Raw genomic sequence first — 15,839 nt, forward strand, 5'->3', positions numbered from 1 at the left:
CGGTCATCCCGGCTCAGCATGAGGCGGGCGGGATGCTCTGCTCGTACTGGAAGACGTTGTGCGGGTCGTACCACGCCTTGACCCGGCGCAGGCGCTCGACGTTCGGCCCCCAGTACGCGGTCTCCCACTCCTGCATGCCGATGTTCGGCACGTTGACGTAGGCGCCGTCCACGTACGGGCGCAGCGCCTGGCTGAACTCGGCGATCCACGCCTGGGCGGCCGGGGTGAGGGCGTCGCCGCTGTCCGGCACGCCCCGGGTCCCCCAGCCGGCGCCCGGCTCGGAGTAGAAGATCGCGTCGCGGTGCGGGAACGCCGAGCCGCCGGCCGGCTGCTTCGCCTGCGCGCCGACGCCGAACGCCTGGGTGAAGAAGTTGCTGTCGTCGGTGGGCGCGACCGCCATGAACGAGCGGATGATCTCGATCGCCTCGGGCGGGAACGGCCGGCGGGTGAACTGGGAGAAGAACTTCCAGTTCGCGGGCTCGTCCTCGATCGGCACCTGGAACCCGGCGTAGATCTCGCCCCACCCGCCGATCTGCACCGTGACCTGCGGGCTGCCGACCGACAGGACCGGCGCCAGCAGCCGCCGCACCTCCGCCTCGGTGCCCTCGACCAGCACGCCGAACAGCAGGATCTGCGACTTGTGGATCTCCAGTTGGGAGCCGAGGCGGACGTCGGTGAACGGCGCGGTGCGCTGCCACCTGTCGAAGACGCCCGGCAGGTCGTCCAGGCCGGACCAGGTCGCCTGAAGGTAGGCGACGCCGCGCAGCGGGGCCACCCGGTAGGTGAGCGAGGTGACGATGCCGAAGTTGCCGTTACCCGCCCCGCGCAACGCCCAGAGCAGGTCCGCGTGGTTCCGCAGGTCCACCTCGACCGCCCTGGCGCCGTTCGCCCCGGACGCGACGACGATCTCCGCCCCGATCAGGCTGTCGCAGGCCATGCCGAGCCACCGGGTGAGGAAGCCGAAACCCCCGCCCAGGGTCGCGCCGGACAGACCCACGCTCCCCTCCGTACCTGTCGTCACCGCGAGACCCTGCTGGGCGAGCGTGGTGACCGCCTCCAACTGGTTGAGCCCGGCACCGACGCGCGCGGTGAGCGCGGGCCGGTTGATCTCGGCGGACTTCAGCTCGCTGACGTCGATCACGATGCCGTTGTCCACGTTGGACCAGCCTTCGAGGCTGTGCCGGCCGCTGCGTACCCGCAGCGCGACGTTGTTCTGCCGGGACCAGGCGAGGGCGTTCACCACGTCCTGGGTGTTCTGCGCGAACACGATGACAAGCGGGTTGTGCACGAACAACTCGTCCCACCCGACGCTCGCGGTCGGGTAGTCGGGATCACCGAAGCGCACGATCCGCCCGGTCAGTTCCACCGGCGGGCACTCGGCCCAGATGGGTGCTCCGGAGCCGTCGGTGCCGGTCGTCGCCAGGGCGGGTCCGGTGAACACGGCCGGGGCGACGACCGCACCGGCGCCCACGGCGGCGGTCGCCTGGAGCAGCTTTCGACGCGAGATGTCGGGCATGGTCATGGCCTCTCGATCGGGTCACACCGTCCGCTGGCGTGCGACATTCACGCTAGAACCAGACACCTACTCACATAACCGGAAGGCGATGCGAAAACCCTTCCGGGTGACGCAGACAAGTGCCGATGGGACAAACGCGCTCCGTCAGGAGCCGGGCGTGTCCACCACCCGCGCTCAAAGATGGAGACGGAGCCAGCCACCCAGGCAGAGAAGCAGCCAGCCGGTCACCGCGGCGACGAATCCCGCCAACGCCGGAAGCTGCCACCTTCGCACCAGGTACGCACACAGCGGCACCGCCACGAGCAGGGTCGGCACCAGAATCACGATCATGTCGTACAGCTCCGCGCCGACATCCACCGGCGCGGTCGGGCACCCGAACTTGCCGGTGCACTCGACGCTGCGGCCGTTGACGTACGAGTAGCCGGGGGTGGTGCCCCCTTGCGGCCACCGGACTATCACCAGCAGGCCGACCGGCAGGACACACGCCAGTGTGTACCAGAACGCGAGCCAGGCGAAGGCGCGCCCGAGCACCCCCGACGCCAGCCCCCCGCTCATGATCGTCATCATATTCCGACCGAGACCACGCCCCTTGATCCACACCAGCTCGGTGAAGTGGCGCCATCCGGGCAAGCCGGTTACCGCCACCTCGGCGTAGTGGAGTGGATCAAGCGCGGGCTATTTGGCGTTGAAGTAGTTCGCGTCGGGGTGGTGGACCACGATGGCGTCGGTGGCCTGCTCCGGCACGAGCTGGAACTCCTCCGACAACTCCACCCCGATCCGCTCCGCGCCGAGCAGCCCCACCACCTTCGCCCGGTCTTCCAGGTCCGGGCAGGCCGGATAGCCGAACGCGTACCGGCAGCCCCGGTAGTCGGTGCGCAGCAGGCCGGCCAGGTCGGCCGGGTCGTCCTCGGCGACCGTACGCCCACCCGGCAGCACCAGCTCGGACCGGATCCGCCGGTGCCAGTACTCCGCAAGGGCCTCGGTGAGCTGCACCGACAGACCGTGCACCTCCAGGTAGTCGCGGTATTCGTTCGCCGCGAACATCTTCGCCGTGTACTCGCTGATCGGCTGCCCGACGGTGACCAACTGCAACGCCACCACGTCGAGCTGGTCGCCCTTGGGCCGGAAGAAGTCGGCCAGGCACAGCCGGCGCTCCTGCCGCTGCCGGGGGAAGGAGAACCGGGCGCGTTCGCTGTGCCCGTTCTCGTCCAGCACCACCAGGTCGTTGCCCTCGGAGTAGGCCGGGAAGTAGCCGTACACCACGGCCGCCTCCAACACCTGGTCGGCGATCAGCCGGTCCAGCCAGTAGCGCAGCCGGGGCCGGCCCTCGGTCTCCACCAGCTCCTCGTACGACGGGCCCTGACCGCCGCGGGCGCCCCGCAGCCCCCACTGGCCCAGGAACGTGGCCCGCTCGTCGAGCAGCGCCGCGTAGTCGGCAAGCGGCACGCCCTTCACCACCCGGGTACCGAAGAACGGCGGCGTGGGCACCGTGGCGTCCGGCGCCACGTCGGAGCGGACCGAAGCGTCGTCCAGCTCGGGCAGCGCCTCCCGGACCTGCGCCCGCTGCCGCTCCCGCCGCTCCCGGCGGGCCGCCAGCGCCGCCTCCCGCTCCGGGTCGACCACCGGCGCGCCACCCCGCTTGGCCGCCATCACCCGGTCCATCAGGGACAGCCCCTCGAACGCGTCCCGGGCGTAGTGCACCTGGCCCGGGTAGATCGACCGCAGGTCGTCCTCCACGTACGCCCGGGTCAGCGCCGCCCCGCCGAGCAGCACCGGCCAGCGCTCGGCGACGCCGCGCGTGGCCATCTCGGCCAGGTTCTCCTTCATGATGACCGTGCTCTTGACCAGCAGGCCGGACATGCCGATGGCGTCGGCACGGTGCTCCTCGGCCGCGTCCAGGATCGCGGTGATCGGCTGCTTGATGCCGATGTTGACCACGTCGTAGCCGTTGTTGGACAGGATGATGTCGACCAGGTTCTTGCCGATGTCGTGCACGTCGCCCTTCACCGTGGCAAGAACAATCTTGCCCTTTCCGGCAGCGTCTTCGGAGTCGGCCTTCTCCATGTGCGGCTCCAGGTAGGCCACCGCGGTCTTCATCACCTCGGCGGACTGGAGCACGAACGGCAACTGCATCTGGCCCGAGCCGAACAGCTCGCCGACCACCTTCATGCCGTCCAGCAGCAGGTCGTTGATGATGGACAGCGGCGTGCGCCCCTGCGCCATCGCGGTGTCCAGGTCGGCCTCCAGGCCGTTGCGCTCGCCGTCGATGATCCGGCGCTTGAGCCGCTCCTCGAGCGGCAGCGCGGCCAACTCCTCGGCGCGGGTGGCCCGCGCCGACGCCGCGTCGACGCCCTCGAAGACCTCGATGAACCGCTGCACCGGGTCGTAGCCCTCGCGGCGGCGGTCGTAGACCAGGTCGAGCGCCACCTCGCGCTGCTCGTCCGGGATCTTCGTCATCGGCAGGATCTTGCTGGCGTGCACGATGGCCGAGGTCAGGCCGGCCTGGACGCACTCGTGCAGGAACACCGAGTTGAGCACCTGCCGGGCCGCCGGATTCAGGCCGAACGACACGTTCGAGATGCCGGCGGTGAAGTTGACCCCCGGGTAGCGGGCGGTGATCTCCCGGATCGCCTCGATCGTCTCGATGCCGTCGCGGCGCGTCTCCTCCTGCCCGGTGGCGATCGGGAACGTCAACGCGTCGATCAGGATGTCCGACCGGCGCAGCCCCCACCGGCCGGTCAGGTCGTCGATCAGCCGGGCGGCCACCCGTACCTTCCACTCCCGGGTGCGGGCCTGGCCCTCCTCGTCGATGAGCAGCGCCACGACGGCGGCCCCGTGCTCCTTCACCACCGGCATCACCCGCGCGTAGCGGGAGTCGGGGCCGTCGCCGTCCTCGAAGTTCACCGAGTTGACCACGCAGCGACCGCCGAGCATCTCCAGCCCCGCCTCGATCACCGCCGGCTCGGTGGAGTCCAGCACGATCGGCAGCGTGGACGCGGTGGCGAACCGGCCGGCCAGCTCCCGCATGTCCTGCGTGCCGTCCCGACCGACGTAGTCGACGCAGAGGTCGAGCAGGTGCGAGCCGTCCCGGGCCTGGTTGCGGGCGATCTCCACGCAGGCCTGCCAGTCGGCGGCCAGCATCGCCTCGCGGAACGCCTTCGAGCCGTTGGCGTTGGTGCGCTCCCCCACCATCAGGACGCTGGCGTCCTGGGCGAACGGCACGTGGTGGTAGATCGAGGAGACGCCCGCTTCCGGCTCCGGCGCCCGGGCCGCCGGGCGACGCCCGCCCAGCCGCTCCACGAGCGCCCGGATGTGCTCCGGCGTGGTGCCGCAGCAGCCGCCGATCAGCCCGACGCCGTAGTCGTCGACGAACTGCTCCAGCGCGTCCGCCATCTCCTGCGGGCCGAGCGGGAAGTACGCGCCGTCGGCGGTCAGCACCGGCAGGCCGGCGTTCGGCATCACCGACACCGGGATCCGGGAGTGCCGGGACAGGTAGCGCAGGTGCTCGCCCATCTCGGCCGGGCCGGTGGAGCAGTTGAGCCCGATCAGGTCGACCCCGAGCGGCTCGATCGCGGTCAGCGCCGCGCCGATCTCGCTGCCCAACAGCATGGTGCCGGTGGTCTCCACGGCCACCTGACAGATGATCGGCACGTCCCGGCCGGCGGCGTCGCGGGCCCGCTTCGACCCGACCACCGCGGCCTTGACCTGGAGCAGGTCCTGGCAGGTCTCGATGATCAGCGCGTCCGCGCCGCCGGCGATCAGGCCGGCGGCGTTCTGCTGGTACGCGTCGCGCAGCGAGGCGTAGCTCGCGTGACCAAGGGTCGGCAGCTTCGTGCCCGGCCCCATCGACCCGAGCACGAACCGCGGCCGTTCCGGGGTGGCGTACGCGTCGGCGGCCTCCCGGGCGATCCGCGCCGCCGCCTCGGACAGCTCCCAGATCCGGTCGGCGATGCCGTACTCGGCGAGGTTGGGCAGGTTGGCGCCGAACGTGTTGGTCTCCACGCAGTCCGCGCCGGCGGCCAGGTAGGCGTCGTGCACACCACGGACCACGTCCGGCCGGGTGACGTTGAGGATCTCGTTGCAGCCCTCGAGGCCGTCGAAGTCGTCGAGCGTGAGGTCGGCTGCCTGGAGCATCGTCCCCATCGCCCCGTCGGCGATGAGGATCCGGTCCGCCAGCAGGTCGCGCAACGAAGTAGACACAAACCCAGGTTAGTGCGGCGACGGACGCGAAGGGCACCCCAACGGTCCCTTCCCACATACTGTCGGCTGGATCACCGCGTACCCTCATCGGCTTCGACCGGGTGGTCGGGCCGGGCGACCGGCGCGGCCGACGGGCCGGCTCCGGCGGCGGCACGTAGGCTGGCGGACGTGAAGGACATCAGGGACGCGACCGGGCGACGGGGCCACGCCGCTCCCGACGAGCAGGGTGAGGTGACGGCGTGACCGAGTTCGACGGGCTGCCGGTTCTACGCTCACCGGTCGCCATCGCGGCCTTCGAGGGCTGGAACGACGCCGCGGACGCCTCCACCGCCGCCGTGGAACACCTGGAACAGGTCTGGCAGGCCCGGCAGGTGACCGAGCTGGATCCGGAGGAGTTCTACGACTTCCAGGTGAGCCGACCGACCATCACCATGGCCGACGGGGAGACCCGGCGGGTGGAGTGGCCGACGACGCGCTTCATGGTGGCCAGCCCGGAGGGCACCGAGCGGGACGTGGTGCTGATCCGCGGCATCGAGCCGAGCATGCGCTGGCGCACGTTCTGCGAGCAGGTGCTGGAGATCTGCCACAGCCTGGAGGTCGAACGGGTGGTGCTGCTCGGTGCCCTGCTGGCCGACGTGCCGTACACCCGGCCGCTGCCGATCAGCGGAAGCGCGTCGGACGCCGACGCGGCCCGGCGCTACCAGCTCACGCCCACCCGCTACGACGGCCCGACCGGCATCGTCGGGGTGCTGCACGACGCCAGCTCCCGGGCCGAGGTCGACGCGGTGTCGTTCTGGGTGCACGTGCCGCACTACGCCAACAACCCGCCCTGCCCGAAGGCGACCCTGGCGCTGCTGCACCGGGTCGAGGAGGTGCTCGACCTGCCGGTGCCGATGGCCGACCTGGCCGAGGAGGCCGCCGAGTGGGAGCAGCGGGTACGCAGCGCCGCCGAGCAGGACGCCGAGCTGGGTGAATACGTGCGTGAGTTGGAGGAGCGCGTCGGCGACGCCGGCATCACCCCGTTGACCGGGGACGAGATCGCCCAGGAGTTCGAGAAGTACCTGCGCCGTCGGGGCGGTTCCGCCGGTCCCACCGCCGGCTCCTGGTAGTTCGCTTCGCGGAAGGCCGGGTCCTCGTCGGGCCCGGCCTTTTCGTGTGTCCGGGGTGGCGCCGTCACACCCTCTAGGGCATCCTAGGAACCTAGCTGTTCTGAGGAGGCGGGCAATGCAGATCAACCCGGGCGCGGCCGAGTTCCCGCACCGGCAGATCGCCGCGCAGCTCAAGGCGCAGGTGCGGCGCGGCGACTGGGGGCCGGGCGAGCGGCTGCCGTCCATCCCGGCCATCGCCGAGATGTTCGGCGTCGCGAAGCAGACCGTCCAACGCGCCGTCGACCAGCTCCGCGTCGAGGGCATCCTGATCACCAAACCCGGCTCCGGTACGTACGTCCGGGGCACCCGGCGCCGACTCAACCGCCTCGCCCGGGGCCGGTACGGCGGGTTCCGCGGCTACCACACCGACCTGGCCGCCCGATACCGGCAGCAGCTCGTCTCGGTCGGCCGCGCCGCCGCCCCGCCCGAGGTCGCCGACGTGTTCGGCGTCACCGACGGCACCGAACTGCTCTGCCGGCGGCACCTGGTCCGCACCGACGACTCCCCGGTCGAGGTCGGCGCCTCCTGGTTCCTGCCCGCCGACACCGCCGGCACCTCCCTGGAACGGGCCGAGGCGTTCGGCCGCCCGCTCTATCAGGAGGCCGAGGAGGCGACCGGCCGCCGGTACGTCACGGCGGCCGACACGATAAGCGCCCGCCAGCCCAGCCGGGAGGAGGCGGAGATCCTCCAGATCCGCCCGGACACCCCGGTGCTGCACCTGCTGCACGTCGCGTACGACGAGCGGCGCAAGCCGATCGAGGTCGCGCAGGCCACCTGGCCGGGACCGATGACCACGCTCACCGAGGAGTACAAGATCCCCGCGCCGGCACCCGACCCGGACCCGGACCCGGGCCTCGTCCTCGGCTGAGCGCCGCCCGCGGGGGCGGCCCGGTCCGTGCCCGGCTGTGGTTAGGCGGGGCCCCTTCTTAACCGGCACCTGTTAAGCGGGGGCCCCGCCTCTACCGAAAGCGTTAACAAGGGCCCCCTCCTTACAGGCGGATGCCGAGGAGGGCGTCGACGGTGTCGGCGAACAGGTGGGGGGCGGTCGGGTCGGCGCCGTCGCCGGCCAGCGTGCGCTCGGCCCAGGCGTCGGCCACCGCCAGAGCGCCGGGAGTGTCGAGATCGTCGGCGAGGCGTTCGCGTACCCCGGCCAGCAGCGCCTCCCCCGACGGGCCGGACGGCGCGGCGGCGGCCCGCCGCCAACGGTCCAGCCGCCGCAGCGCCTCGGCGAGCAGCTCGTCGGTCCAGGTCCGGTCACTGCGGTAGTGGCCGGTGAGCAGCGCCAGCCGCACCGCCATCGGGTCGACCCGGTCGGCCCGCAGGCGGGAGACGAAGACCAGGTTGCCCTTCGACTTCGACATCTTCTCGCCGTCCAGGCCGATCATGCCGGCGTGCACGTAGTGGTCGGCGAACGGCGCCGCGCCGGTGAGCCGCTCGGCGTGCGCGGCGGAGCACTCGTGGTGCGGGAAGACCAGGTCGTTGCCGCCACCCTGCACGGAGATCCGGTCGCCGAGCAGGTGCAACGCGATGACCGTGCACTCGATGTGCCAGCCGGGACGGCCCGGGCCCAGCTCGCCGCCGGGCCAGGACGGCTCGCCGTCGCGGGCGCCGCGCCACAGCAGCGGGTCGAGCGGGTCGCGTTTGCCGGCCCGCTCCGGGTCGCCGCCGCGCTCCGGGAAGATCTCCAGCATCTCGGCGCGGGACAGGTTCGACTCGTAGCCGAACTCGGGGGCGGCGGAGATGTCGAAGTAGACGTCGCCGGTGCCGTCGTCGAGCCGGTACGCCGCGCCGTCCTTGAGCAGCACGAGCACCTTGTCGGCGATGTCCGGGATCGACTCGACCGCGCCGACGTAGTGCGCCGGCGGGATCATCCGCAGCGCCTCCATGTCCTCGCGGAACAGCGCGGTCTCCCGCATGGCCAGGACCTTCCAGTCCTCGCCGTCGCGCTCGGCGCGCTCCAGCAGCGGGTCGTCGATGTCGGTGACGTTCTGCACGTAGCTCACGGTCAGGCCGGCGTCACGCCACATCCGCTGCACCAGGTCAAACGTGATCATGGTGGCGGCGTGGCCGAGGTGGGTGGCGTCGTACGGGGTGATGCCGCAGACGTACATCGAGGCGACGCCGTCGGGCCGGCTGGGGTGGAGACCCTGTCGCGCCGAGTCGTACAACCTCAGTGGCGCGCCCTCGCCCGGCAGCCGTGGCACCTCGTGTCCCGCCCAAGACTCCATGACCGCCAGCCTAACGAGCCGTCCGGCACGCGGATGCCGCCCCACGGGTGATCAACGCGACAACGGCTCACATCGGCGGCCAGGGCATGGCCGGCCACTCCTCCGGGGGCAGCGGGAACCGGCCGGTGTCCCGCAGCCGCTCCACCCGCGCCGTCACCGCGGCGACCTCGCCGATGGTGAGATGGTCGGCCAGCTCCTCGCCGAGCGCGCCGCCGAGAAGGCCGGCCAGGCCGTCGAGCATCTCCACCGCGTCCGGCGGGAGCAGGCGCCCGGCCCAACCCCACAGCACCGTACGCAGCTTCTCCTCCACGTGGAAGCTGACGCCGTGGTCCACGCCGTAGATCCGGTCGTCCGCGCCGACGAGCACGTGCCCGCCCTTGCGGTCGGCGTTGTTGATCACGGCGTCGAGAACGGCGAGCCGGGCCAGCCGCGGGTCGTCGGCGTGCGCCAGCGCGTAGGCCGCCCCGTCGTCGTCGCGCGCCGCGGCGATCGGGAACCAGCGCGGCGGCACCGACTCGGCCGGCACGAACCCCACGAGCGGCTCGGCGTCGGCCGGCTCGTCGATCCAGAGCTGGCAGGAGCCGGGACCGAAGGGGCCGTCGCGCAGCACGGTCGGCGGCACCAGGTCCCACCCGGTGGCCCGGGAGACGAGGTAGGCGGCCACCTCCCGGCCGGCGAGCGTGCCGTCCGGGAAGTCCCAGAGCGGGCGCTCGCCGCGCACCGGCTTGTAGACGCAGTGCGCGCGGACCTCGCCGAGGGCGATGACACCGCGCAGCGTGGTGTTGGAGGCGTCGACGAGGCGCCCCTCCAGGGTCAGCTCACCGTCGGCGAGCAGCCGCAGCGCCTCGGCGCCGTCCTGTCGGGGCTGCAACTCCGACGAGGTCACCGGTGATAGCCGTTGTGCCGGGGGCAGAGGTGGCCGGCCGGGTCGAGCGGCTGGCCGCAGAGCGGGCAGGGCGGCCGGCCGGCGTTGACCACCCGCTTGGCGCGCTCGATGAACTCGCGGGTCGCCTCGGGGGTCAGCCGCACCCGGAGCCGGTCGAGGTCCTCGTCCGGCTCGTCCGGCTCCTCGTCGATCTCGACCTCGACCTCGTCGTCCGCGTCGCCCAGCTCGACCTCGACCTCCGCCTCGCCCACGGCGATCGCCTCGATCACCACGGTGGCGGTGTCCACGTCGAAGGCCAGGCCCAGCGTGCCGACCCGGAACTCCTCGTCGACGGGGGTGTCGAGCGGCTCGTTGTCGCCGAGCACCACCGGCGCGGCCTCCGGCAGTTTCACCCCGAACCGGCGTTGCGCCTCGGAGAGCAGCTCCTCCAGCTTCTCGGCGAGCAGCGACACCTGGACCTTCTCCAGCGCGACGCTGACCAGCCGGCCGCCGCCACGCGCCTGGAGGAAGAACGTGCGCTCCCCCGGCGGGCCGACCGTCCCGGCGACGAACCGCTCCGGCGGCTCGAAGGCGTGCACCTGGTGCGTCATACCCACGACCCTATCCGGCGGGCGGAAGCACCGCGCAGCCCACCGACGCCGAATCCGCCCAGAGCGCAACCCGCCCCGCCGCCCCGGCCGCCGGCGGTCGCGACGGCACCGCTCACCGGGCCGCCCCCGCGCCACCACCCACCGCGGCGTCCGACTCGGTGCTCCGGGCCGCCCGCCGGCGCCGCTTGCCCGGCGGCGGGACCAGCGCCGACAGGTCCCCGCCGGTGTCGTTGAGCCGGACCAGGAACGGTCGCAGCGACGTGTAACGGATCGCCGTCACCGACGCCGGGTCGGCCACGATCCGCTGAAAAAGATCCAGGTGTACGCCGAGCGCGTCCGCCACGATGGCCTTGATCACGTCACCGTGGCTGCACGCCAACCAGACCGCCTCGGGCCCGTGCTCGGCGGTGACCCGCGCGTCCCACGCGCGTACCGCCGCGACCGCCCGCGCCGACATCCCCGCCATCGACTCCCCCTCCGGGAAGGCCGCGGCGCTCGGGTGCTGCTGGACCACCGGCCAGAGCGGCTCCTTGGCCAGCTTCTTCAGCGCCTGCCCCTCCCAGGTGCCGTAGCCGCACTCGATCAACCCGTCCTCGACCACCGGCTCGGCTCCGGGCAGCGCCAGCGCCAGGGTCTGCCGGCAGCGGATCAGCGGGCTGGTCACCACCGCCGCGAGCGGCAGCCCGGCGAGCCGCCCGCCGACCGCCGTGGCCTGGTCCCGCCCGGTGTCGTCAAGCTCGACCGGTTGCCGGCCGGCCAGGCCGCCGTCGGCGTTCGCGGTGGTCCGGCCGTGTCGCAGAAGCAGAAGGGTCGCCACACCCACCACCCTAGGCCGTGCCACGGCGACGCCCGCCCCCGCTCGGTGATCACGTGCGGAGGCGGGTCGGTCCGGCGGCGCCCGCACGTCACGAACGCACAAAACAGACATATCGCCCGACGGGTCGGCCTGGAGATTCCTCGGGCACCCTGCCTGCCATCGCCCCTCCGCACGGGCTACGAGCTCCCCGGCCCCCACCACAGCGCCGGGCCGCCGCCGCCAACCAGGTGGTACGGCGGAGGTTCGGCGGTCGCGTGGTGCGGAGATGCGGCCCATCAGGGGGCGCTCTCGTGCCGACATGCCCGAGCGCCCCACAAGATGGGAGATAACTCCCAAACTGCGAGATGCCCTGGCTAGATCGACTCCAGGTCGCCGAGGTGGCGCTATCAGGTGCACCGGGATACCGCCACCTCGGCGAACCGGCGGGCGTTTCGGCCGGGCCGGGGGCCGGGCGAGTGGGGTGGGACGTTGCCGGTCAATCCGAGGCGGGTGAGATGTCGGGTTTCCGGGTGGTGGGCGACACCCGCTCGACGGAATCGGCACCGGGCCGGGGGCGTTATACCCGGTGCGCGGCTGAGCAGCGGAAACGCCCGCCACTCCGGATCACGGATCCGCGGAATGACGGCGGGTCGCCGGTCGTTGCACATCGTTCCGCCGGCACGACGAGGCCCCCGCCCCGTGGCCGGTCGGATCCCCCGAGAGCGCCTGACGGTGCTCGCGCACCCCACCCCCGGGTGTCGACCCCCGAATGGAGCCCCCCATGAACACCATGCTGCGCAAGAGCATCCTCGGCATCGCCGGACTGACCGTCGCCGGTGGCCTGGCCGCCGGCCCGCTCAACCACCACGACACCAGCCCCACCGCCCGCGAGGTCGCCGTCACCGCGCAGGCCGACCCCGCCGCGCTCGTGCCGCACGGCGTGCAGGGCGCCCAGTCCCGCATCGACCTGACCGACGAGCAGACCGCCAACGCCAAGGCGATCATCGCGGCGACGAAGAAGGCCGGCCTGCCCGAACGGGCCGCGGTCATCTCGATCGCCACCAGCCTCCAGGAGTCCAAGCTGGAGAACCTGGGTCACCTCGGCGACCGCAACGACCACGACTCGCTGGGCCTGTTCCAGCAGCGCCCGTCCAGCGGCTGGGGCACGCCGGAGCAGATCACCGACCCTGAATACTCGACCCTGGCGTTCCTCAAGGGGTTGAAGCAGGTCGACGGCTGGCAGGACATCCCGCTGACCGCCGCCGCGCAGACCGTCCAGGTCAGCGCCTACCCGGACGCGTACGCGCAGTGGGAGCAGCAGGCCGCCGACCTCGTCGGCCAGCACTGGAACAGCTGACACCACGACGGCCGGCACCCCGAACGGGTGCCGGCCGTCGGCGTGCCGGGCGAACGTCAGGTGGCGCTGATGGTGCCGGTGAGCAGCAGGCAGAGCACGAGCGTGCCGAGCGCCACCCGGTAGATCACGAACAGGTACAGCGTGTGGTGCGCGACGTAGCGCAGCAGCCAGGCGATCGCCGCGTACCCGATGGCGAAGGCGATCGCGGTGGCGACCACCATCTGCGCCACGCTCGGCGCGGCGGTGCCCGGCGCGGATGGCTCGAAGACGTCCGGCAGGCTGAACACGCCGGAGATCACCACGGCGGGGATCGCCAGCAGGAACGAGTACCGCGCCGCGGTCTCCCGGGTGAGGTTGAGGAACAGGCCGACGGTGAGCGTGCCGCCCGAGCGGGAGACGCCCGGGATCAGCGCCATGGCCTGACCCAGCCCCATCGCCACGCCGTCCCGCATCCGGAAGTTCTCCAGCGTGCGGGTCTGCCGCCCCCAGTATTCCGCGAAGGCGAGCACCAGGGCGAAGAAGATCAGCGTGAAGGAGATCAGGTAGAGGTTCCGGCCGGCGGTGCGGATCTGGTCCTTGAAGATCAGCCCCAGGATGCCGATCGGGATGGTGCCGACGATGACGTACCAGCCCATCCGGTAGTCGAGGCTGGAACGCACCGAGCGGTCGACCAGACCCAGGCACCAGGTCCGGACGATCCGCCAGATGTCCTTGAAGAAGTAGATGAGCACGGCGGCCTCGGTGCCGAGCTGGGTCACCGCGGTGAACGACGCGCCCGCGTCCCGGCCGAAGAAGATTGCCGAGGTGATGCGCAGGTGCCCCGACGACGACACCGGCAGGAACTCCGTCAGGCCCTGGACGACGCCCAGGACGATGGCCTCGACCCAGGTCACTCGCCGACCCCGGACAGGTCGAGGGCCTCGGCGACGGTGCGCAGCGTCTGCACGCCGCTGTCCCGGTCGGCCACGAACAGCGTCACCGACAGCGTGGTCACACCGGCGGCGGCGTACTCCCGCATCCGCTCGGCGATGCGTTCCTTCGGGCCGAGCAGCGAGGTGCGGTCGATGAACTCCATCGGCACCGCCGCCGCCGCGGCACGCTGCTGCTTGGCCAGGTAGAGATCCTGCACCTCGCGGGCCGCGTCGCCGTAGCCCATCCGGGTGGCGAGCTGGTTGTAGAAGTTCTGCTCGCGGCTGCCCATCCCGCCGACGTAGAGCGCGGCGTACCAGCGGACCAGCTCGGCGCAGGTGGCGACGTCGTCACCGACCACCACCGGCACCGACGGCACCACATCGAAGCCGGCCAGCTCCCGGCCGGCCCGCGCCCGCCCGGCCCGGACCGGGGCGAGCTGCTCCTCGGCGAACTCCGGGGCGTAGAAGACTGCCAACCAGCCGTCGGCGATCTCGCCGGCCAGCTCCAGGTTCTTCGGGCCGACCGCGGCCAGGTAGATCGGGATGTGCTCGCGCGGCGGACGGAAGCCCAGCCGCAACGCCTTGCCCGGGCCGTCCGGCAGCGGCAGTGTGTAGTGCTCGCCGTCGTACACGACCTCCTTGCGCGCGACCGCCAGCTTGACGATGTCGACGTACTCCCGGGTGCGGGCCAGCGGCTTGGCGAACCGGACGCCGTGCCAGCCCTCGGAGACCTGGGGGCCGGAGACGCCCAGACCGAGCCGGAACCGGCCACCGGAGAGGGCGTCGATGGTCGCGGCCGTCATCGCGGTCATCGCCGGGGTGCGGGCGGGGATCTGCATGACCGCGGCGCCGAGGTCGATCCGCTCCGTCTGCCCGGCCATCCAGGCCAGCATGCTCGGCGAGTCGGAGCCGTACGCCTCCGCGGCCCACACCACCGAGTAGCCGAGCCGGTCCGCCTCCTGAGCGAGCGCCAGGTGGTCCGCAGGCGTGCTCCACGCCGTCTGGTAGCCAAGGCTGAGCCCGAGTCGCAATGGTCCTCCCACCGTCCGCACCACAGGTCGCATCAGGTTACGCAATGCCGGTGACGCCGCCGACCACCGGCTCGCCCGAACACGTCACACCGCTCTGCGGTCGCGCGGGAAGTTGACTGCGGCGAGGATACCCGTGACACCGGGTTCGAAATAAGGTTCACGCATGCAACAGCGACCGCTCGGCCGAAGCGGGCTGGCGGTTTCGCGGCTCGCGCTCGGCACCATGACCTGGGGACGGGACACCGACGCCGACGACGCGGCCGCGCAGCTGAAGAGCTACCTCGACGCGGGCGGCAACCTCGTCGACACCGCCGACGTGTACGCCGACGGCGACGCCGAGTCGGTGATCGGCTCCCTGCTGGGCAGCCTGGTGGACCGCGACGAGATGCTCATCGCCACCAAGGCGGGGTTACGGCCGGGCAGCGGTCGCCGGCGGGACGGCTCGCGCGGGCACCTGCTGCGCACGCTCGACGCGTCGCTGCGCCGGCTCGGCACCGACCACGTCGACCTCTGGCAGGTGCACGGGTACGACCCGGACACGCCGCTGGAGGAGACGCTCTCGGCCCTGGACCACGCCGTGTCCAGCGGGAAGGCCCGGTACGTGGGCGTGTCGAACTTCTCCGGCTGGCAGACCGCCCGGGCCGCCGCCTGGCAGGCCGCCTGGCCGGGGCGGGCCCCGGTGGTCGCCGCCCAGGTGGAGTATTCGCTGCTGGAGCGCGGCATCGAGCGTGAGGTGCTGCCGGCCTGCGCCGGGATGGGGCTGGGTCTGCTGCCCTGGTCGCCGTTGGGGCGGGGGGTGCTGACCGGCAAGTACCGCAACGGCCGCCCGGCGGACTCGCGGGCGGTGTCGCCGCACTTCGAGCGTTTCGTGGCCACCTACCTGGAGCCCCGCTGCTCCAGCATCGTGGAGGCGGTGGCCATCGCCGCCGGCGGGCTCGGCGTGTCGCCGACGGAGGTGGCGCTGGCCTGGGTCCGGGACCGGCCCGGCGTCACCGCGCCGATCCTCGGCGCCCGCACCGTCGGGCAGCTCCTCGGCGCGCTCCAGGTGGAGCGGATGACCCTGCCGGACGAGATCGTCACCGCGCTCGACGACGTCTCCGCGGTGCCGGTCGGCTACCCGGAGCGCGACGGCTGACCCGCCGCCGCGACCCGGGCCACCGCCAGGGGGTGGCGGAG

General features: G+C 72.2%; 13 protein-coding genes. 4 read left to right on the plus strand and 9 right to left on the minus strand.

What is annotated here, in order from left to right:
* Positions 1-13 precede the first annotated feature (13 nt).
* The 3 genes from O7602_RS15035 to metH form a co-directional block, all read right to left on the minus strand.
* On the minus strand, positions 14-1,522 hold the full coding sequence (locus O7602_RS15035; RefSeq protein WP_281589814.1) for an FAD-binding oxidoreductase: 1,509 nt from the start codon (positions 1,520-1,522) through the stop codon (positions 14-16).
* A 168-nt stretch (positions 1,523-1,690) separates the two neighbouring features.
* Complete coding sequence (locus O7602_RS15040) at positions 1,691-2,071, minus strand: hypothetical protein (protein ID WP_281589816.1); 381 nt, start codon at positions 2,069-2,071, stop codon at positions 1,691-1,693.
* Positions 2,072-2,191: 120 nt separating this feature from the next.
* Positions 2,192-5,716, minus strand: coding sequence for a methionine synthase (gene metH / locus O7602_RS15045; RefSeq protein WP_281589818.1), 3,525 nt, complete (start codon positions 5,714-5,716; stop codon positions 2,192-2,194).
* Positions 5,717-5,955: 239 nt separating this feature from the next.
* Between metH and O7602_RS15050 the strand changes: the two genes are divergently transcribed.
* Together O7602_RS15050 and O7602_RS15055 are read left to right on the plus strand one after the other, a co-directional pair.
* Entirely contained in the window at positions 5,956-6,825 is an 870-nt protein-coding gene (locus O7602_RS15050; protein ID WP_281589820.1) for a PAC2 family protein, read from the plus strand.
* Between the two features lie 115 nt (positions 6,826-6,940).
* On the plus strand, positions 6,941-7,732 hold the full coding sequence (locus O7602_RS15055; RefSeq protein WP_281589822.1) for a GntR family transcriptional regulator: 792 nt from the start codon (positions 6,941-6,943) through the stop codon (positions 7,730-7,732).
* A gap of 121 nt (positions 7,733-7,853) precedes the next feature.
* Here the strand turns inward: O7602_RS15055 and mshC are convergent, their stop codons facing one another.
* The 4 genes from mshC to O7602_RS15075 all read right to left on the minus strand — a co-directional run bounded on the left by mshC (position 7,854) and on the right by O7602_RS15075 (position 11,394).
* On the minus strand, positions 7,854-9,092 hold the full coding sequence (gene mshC / locus O7602_RS15060) for a cysteine--1-D-myo-inosityl 2-amino-2-deoxy-alpha-D-glucopyranoside ligase (RefSeq protein WP_281589823.1): 1,239 nt from the start codon (positions 9,090-9,092) through the stop codon (positions 7,854-7,856).
* Between the two features lie 67 nt (positions 9,093-9,159).
* Entirely contained in the window at positions 9,160-9,978 is an 819-nt protein-coding gene (locus O7602_RS15065; RefSeq protein ID WP_281589824.1) for an SCO1664 family protein, read from the minus strand.
* Positions 9,975-10,568, minus strand: coding sequence for a DUF3090 domain-containing protein (locus O7602_RS15070; protein WP_281589825.1), 594 nt, complete (start codon positions 10,566-10,568; stop codon positions 9,975-9,977). The genes O7602_RS15065 and O7602_RS15070 overlap by 4 nt, the downstream gene beginning before the upstream one ends.
* 112 nt (positions 10,569-10,680) lie before the next feature.
* Positions 10,681-11,394 carry a histidine phosphatase family protein gene (locus O7602_RS15075; RefSeq protein WP_281590317.1) on the minus strand — a complete coding sequence of 238 codons (714 nt, stop codon included), beginning with the start codon at positions 11,392-11,394 and terminating at the stop codon, positions 10,681-10,683.
* 751 nt (positions 11,395-12,145) lie between these two features.
* Between O7602_RS15075 and O7602_RS15080 the strand changes: the two genes are divergently transcribed.
* Positions 12,146-12,721, plus strand: a complete 576-nt coding sequence (locus tag O7602_RS15080; protein WP_281589826.1) for a hypothetical protein — start codon at positions 12,146-12,148, stop codon at positions 12,719-12,721.
* Between the two features lie 56 nt (positions 12,722-12,777).
* Here the strand turns inward: O7602_RS15080 and O7602_RS15085 are convergent, their stop codons facing one another.
* Together O7602_RS15085 and O7602_RS15090 are read right to left on the minus strand one after the other, a co-directional pair.
* Positions 12,778-13,614: an undecaprenyl-diphosphate phosphatase gene (locus O7602_RS15085; protein ID WP_281589827.1), complete on the minus strand. Its 837-nt coding sequence runs from the start codon at positions 13,612-13,614 to the stop codon at positions 12,778-12,780.
* A complete protein-coding gene (locus O7602_RS15090) occupies positions 13,611-14,663 on the minus strand; it encodes an LLM class F420-dependent oxidoreductase (RefSeq protein WP_281590319.1) in 1,053 nt (350 codons plus the stop codon). Before O7602_RS15090 ends, O7602_RS15085 begins: the two co-directional genes overlap by 4 nt.
* A 163-nt stretch (positions 14,664-14,826) precedes the next feature.
* On the opposite strand from O7602_RS15090, the gene O7602_RS15095 reads away from it, so the two are divergent.
* A complete protein-coding gene (locus O7602_RS15095) occupies positions 14,827-15,798 on the plus strand; it encodes an aldo/keto reductase (RefSeq protein WP_281589829.1) in 972 nt (323 codons plus the stop codon).
* Positions 15,799-15,839: the final 41 nt, after the last annotated feature.

The sequence above is a fragment of the Micromonospora sp. WMMD1128 genome, from assembly GCF_027497235.1.
GTDB lineage: Bacteria > Actinomycetota > Actinomycetes > Mycobacteriales > Micromonosporaceae > Micromonospora.

What these genes read in the sequence shown, in the direction of transcription:
- O7602_RS15035 (WP_281589814.1), bottom strand. Translation starts at nt 1,522, where the DNA reads ATGACCATGCCCGACATCTCGCGTCGAAAGCTGCTCCAGGCGACCGCC.
- O7602_RS15040 (WP_281589816.1), bottom strand. Translation starts at nt 2,071, where the DNA reads ATGAGCGGGGGGCTGGCGTCGGGGGTGCTCGGGCGCGCCTTCGCCTGG.
- O7602_RS15055 (WP_281589822.1), top strand. Translation starts at nt 6,941, where the DNA reads ATGCAGATCAACCCGGGCGCGGCCGAGTTCCCGCACCGGCAGATCGCC.
- mshC (WP_281589823.1), bottom strand. Translation starts at nt 9,092, where the DNA reads ATGGAGTCTTGGGCGGGACACGAGGTGCCACGGCTGCCGGGCGAGGGC.
- O7602_RS15070 (WP_281589825.1), bottom strand. Translation starts at nt 10,568, where the DNA reads ATGACGCACCAGGTGCACGCCTTCGAGCCGCCGGAGCGGTTCGTCGCC.
- O7602_RS15080 (WP_281589826.1), top strand. Translation starts at nt 12,146, where the DNA reads ATGAACACCATGCTGCGCAAGAGCATCCTCGGCATCGCCGGACTGACC.
- O7602_RS15095 (WP_281589829.1), top strand. Translation starts at nt 14,827, where the DNA reads ATGCAACAGCGACCGCTCGGCCGAAGCGGGCTGGCGGTTTCGCGGCTC.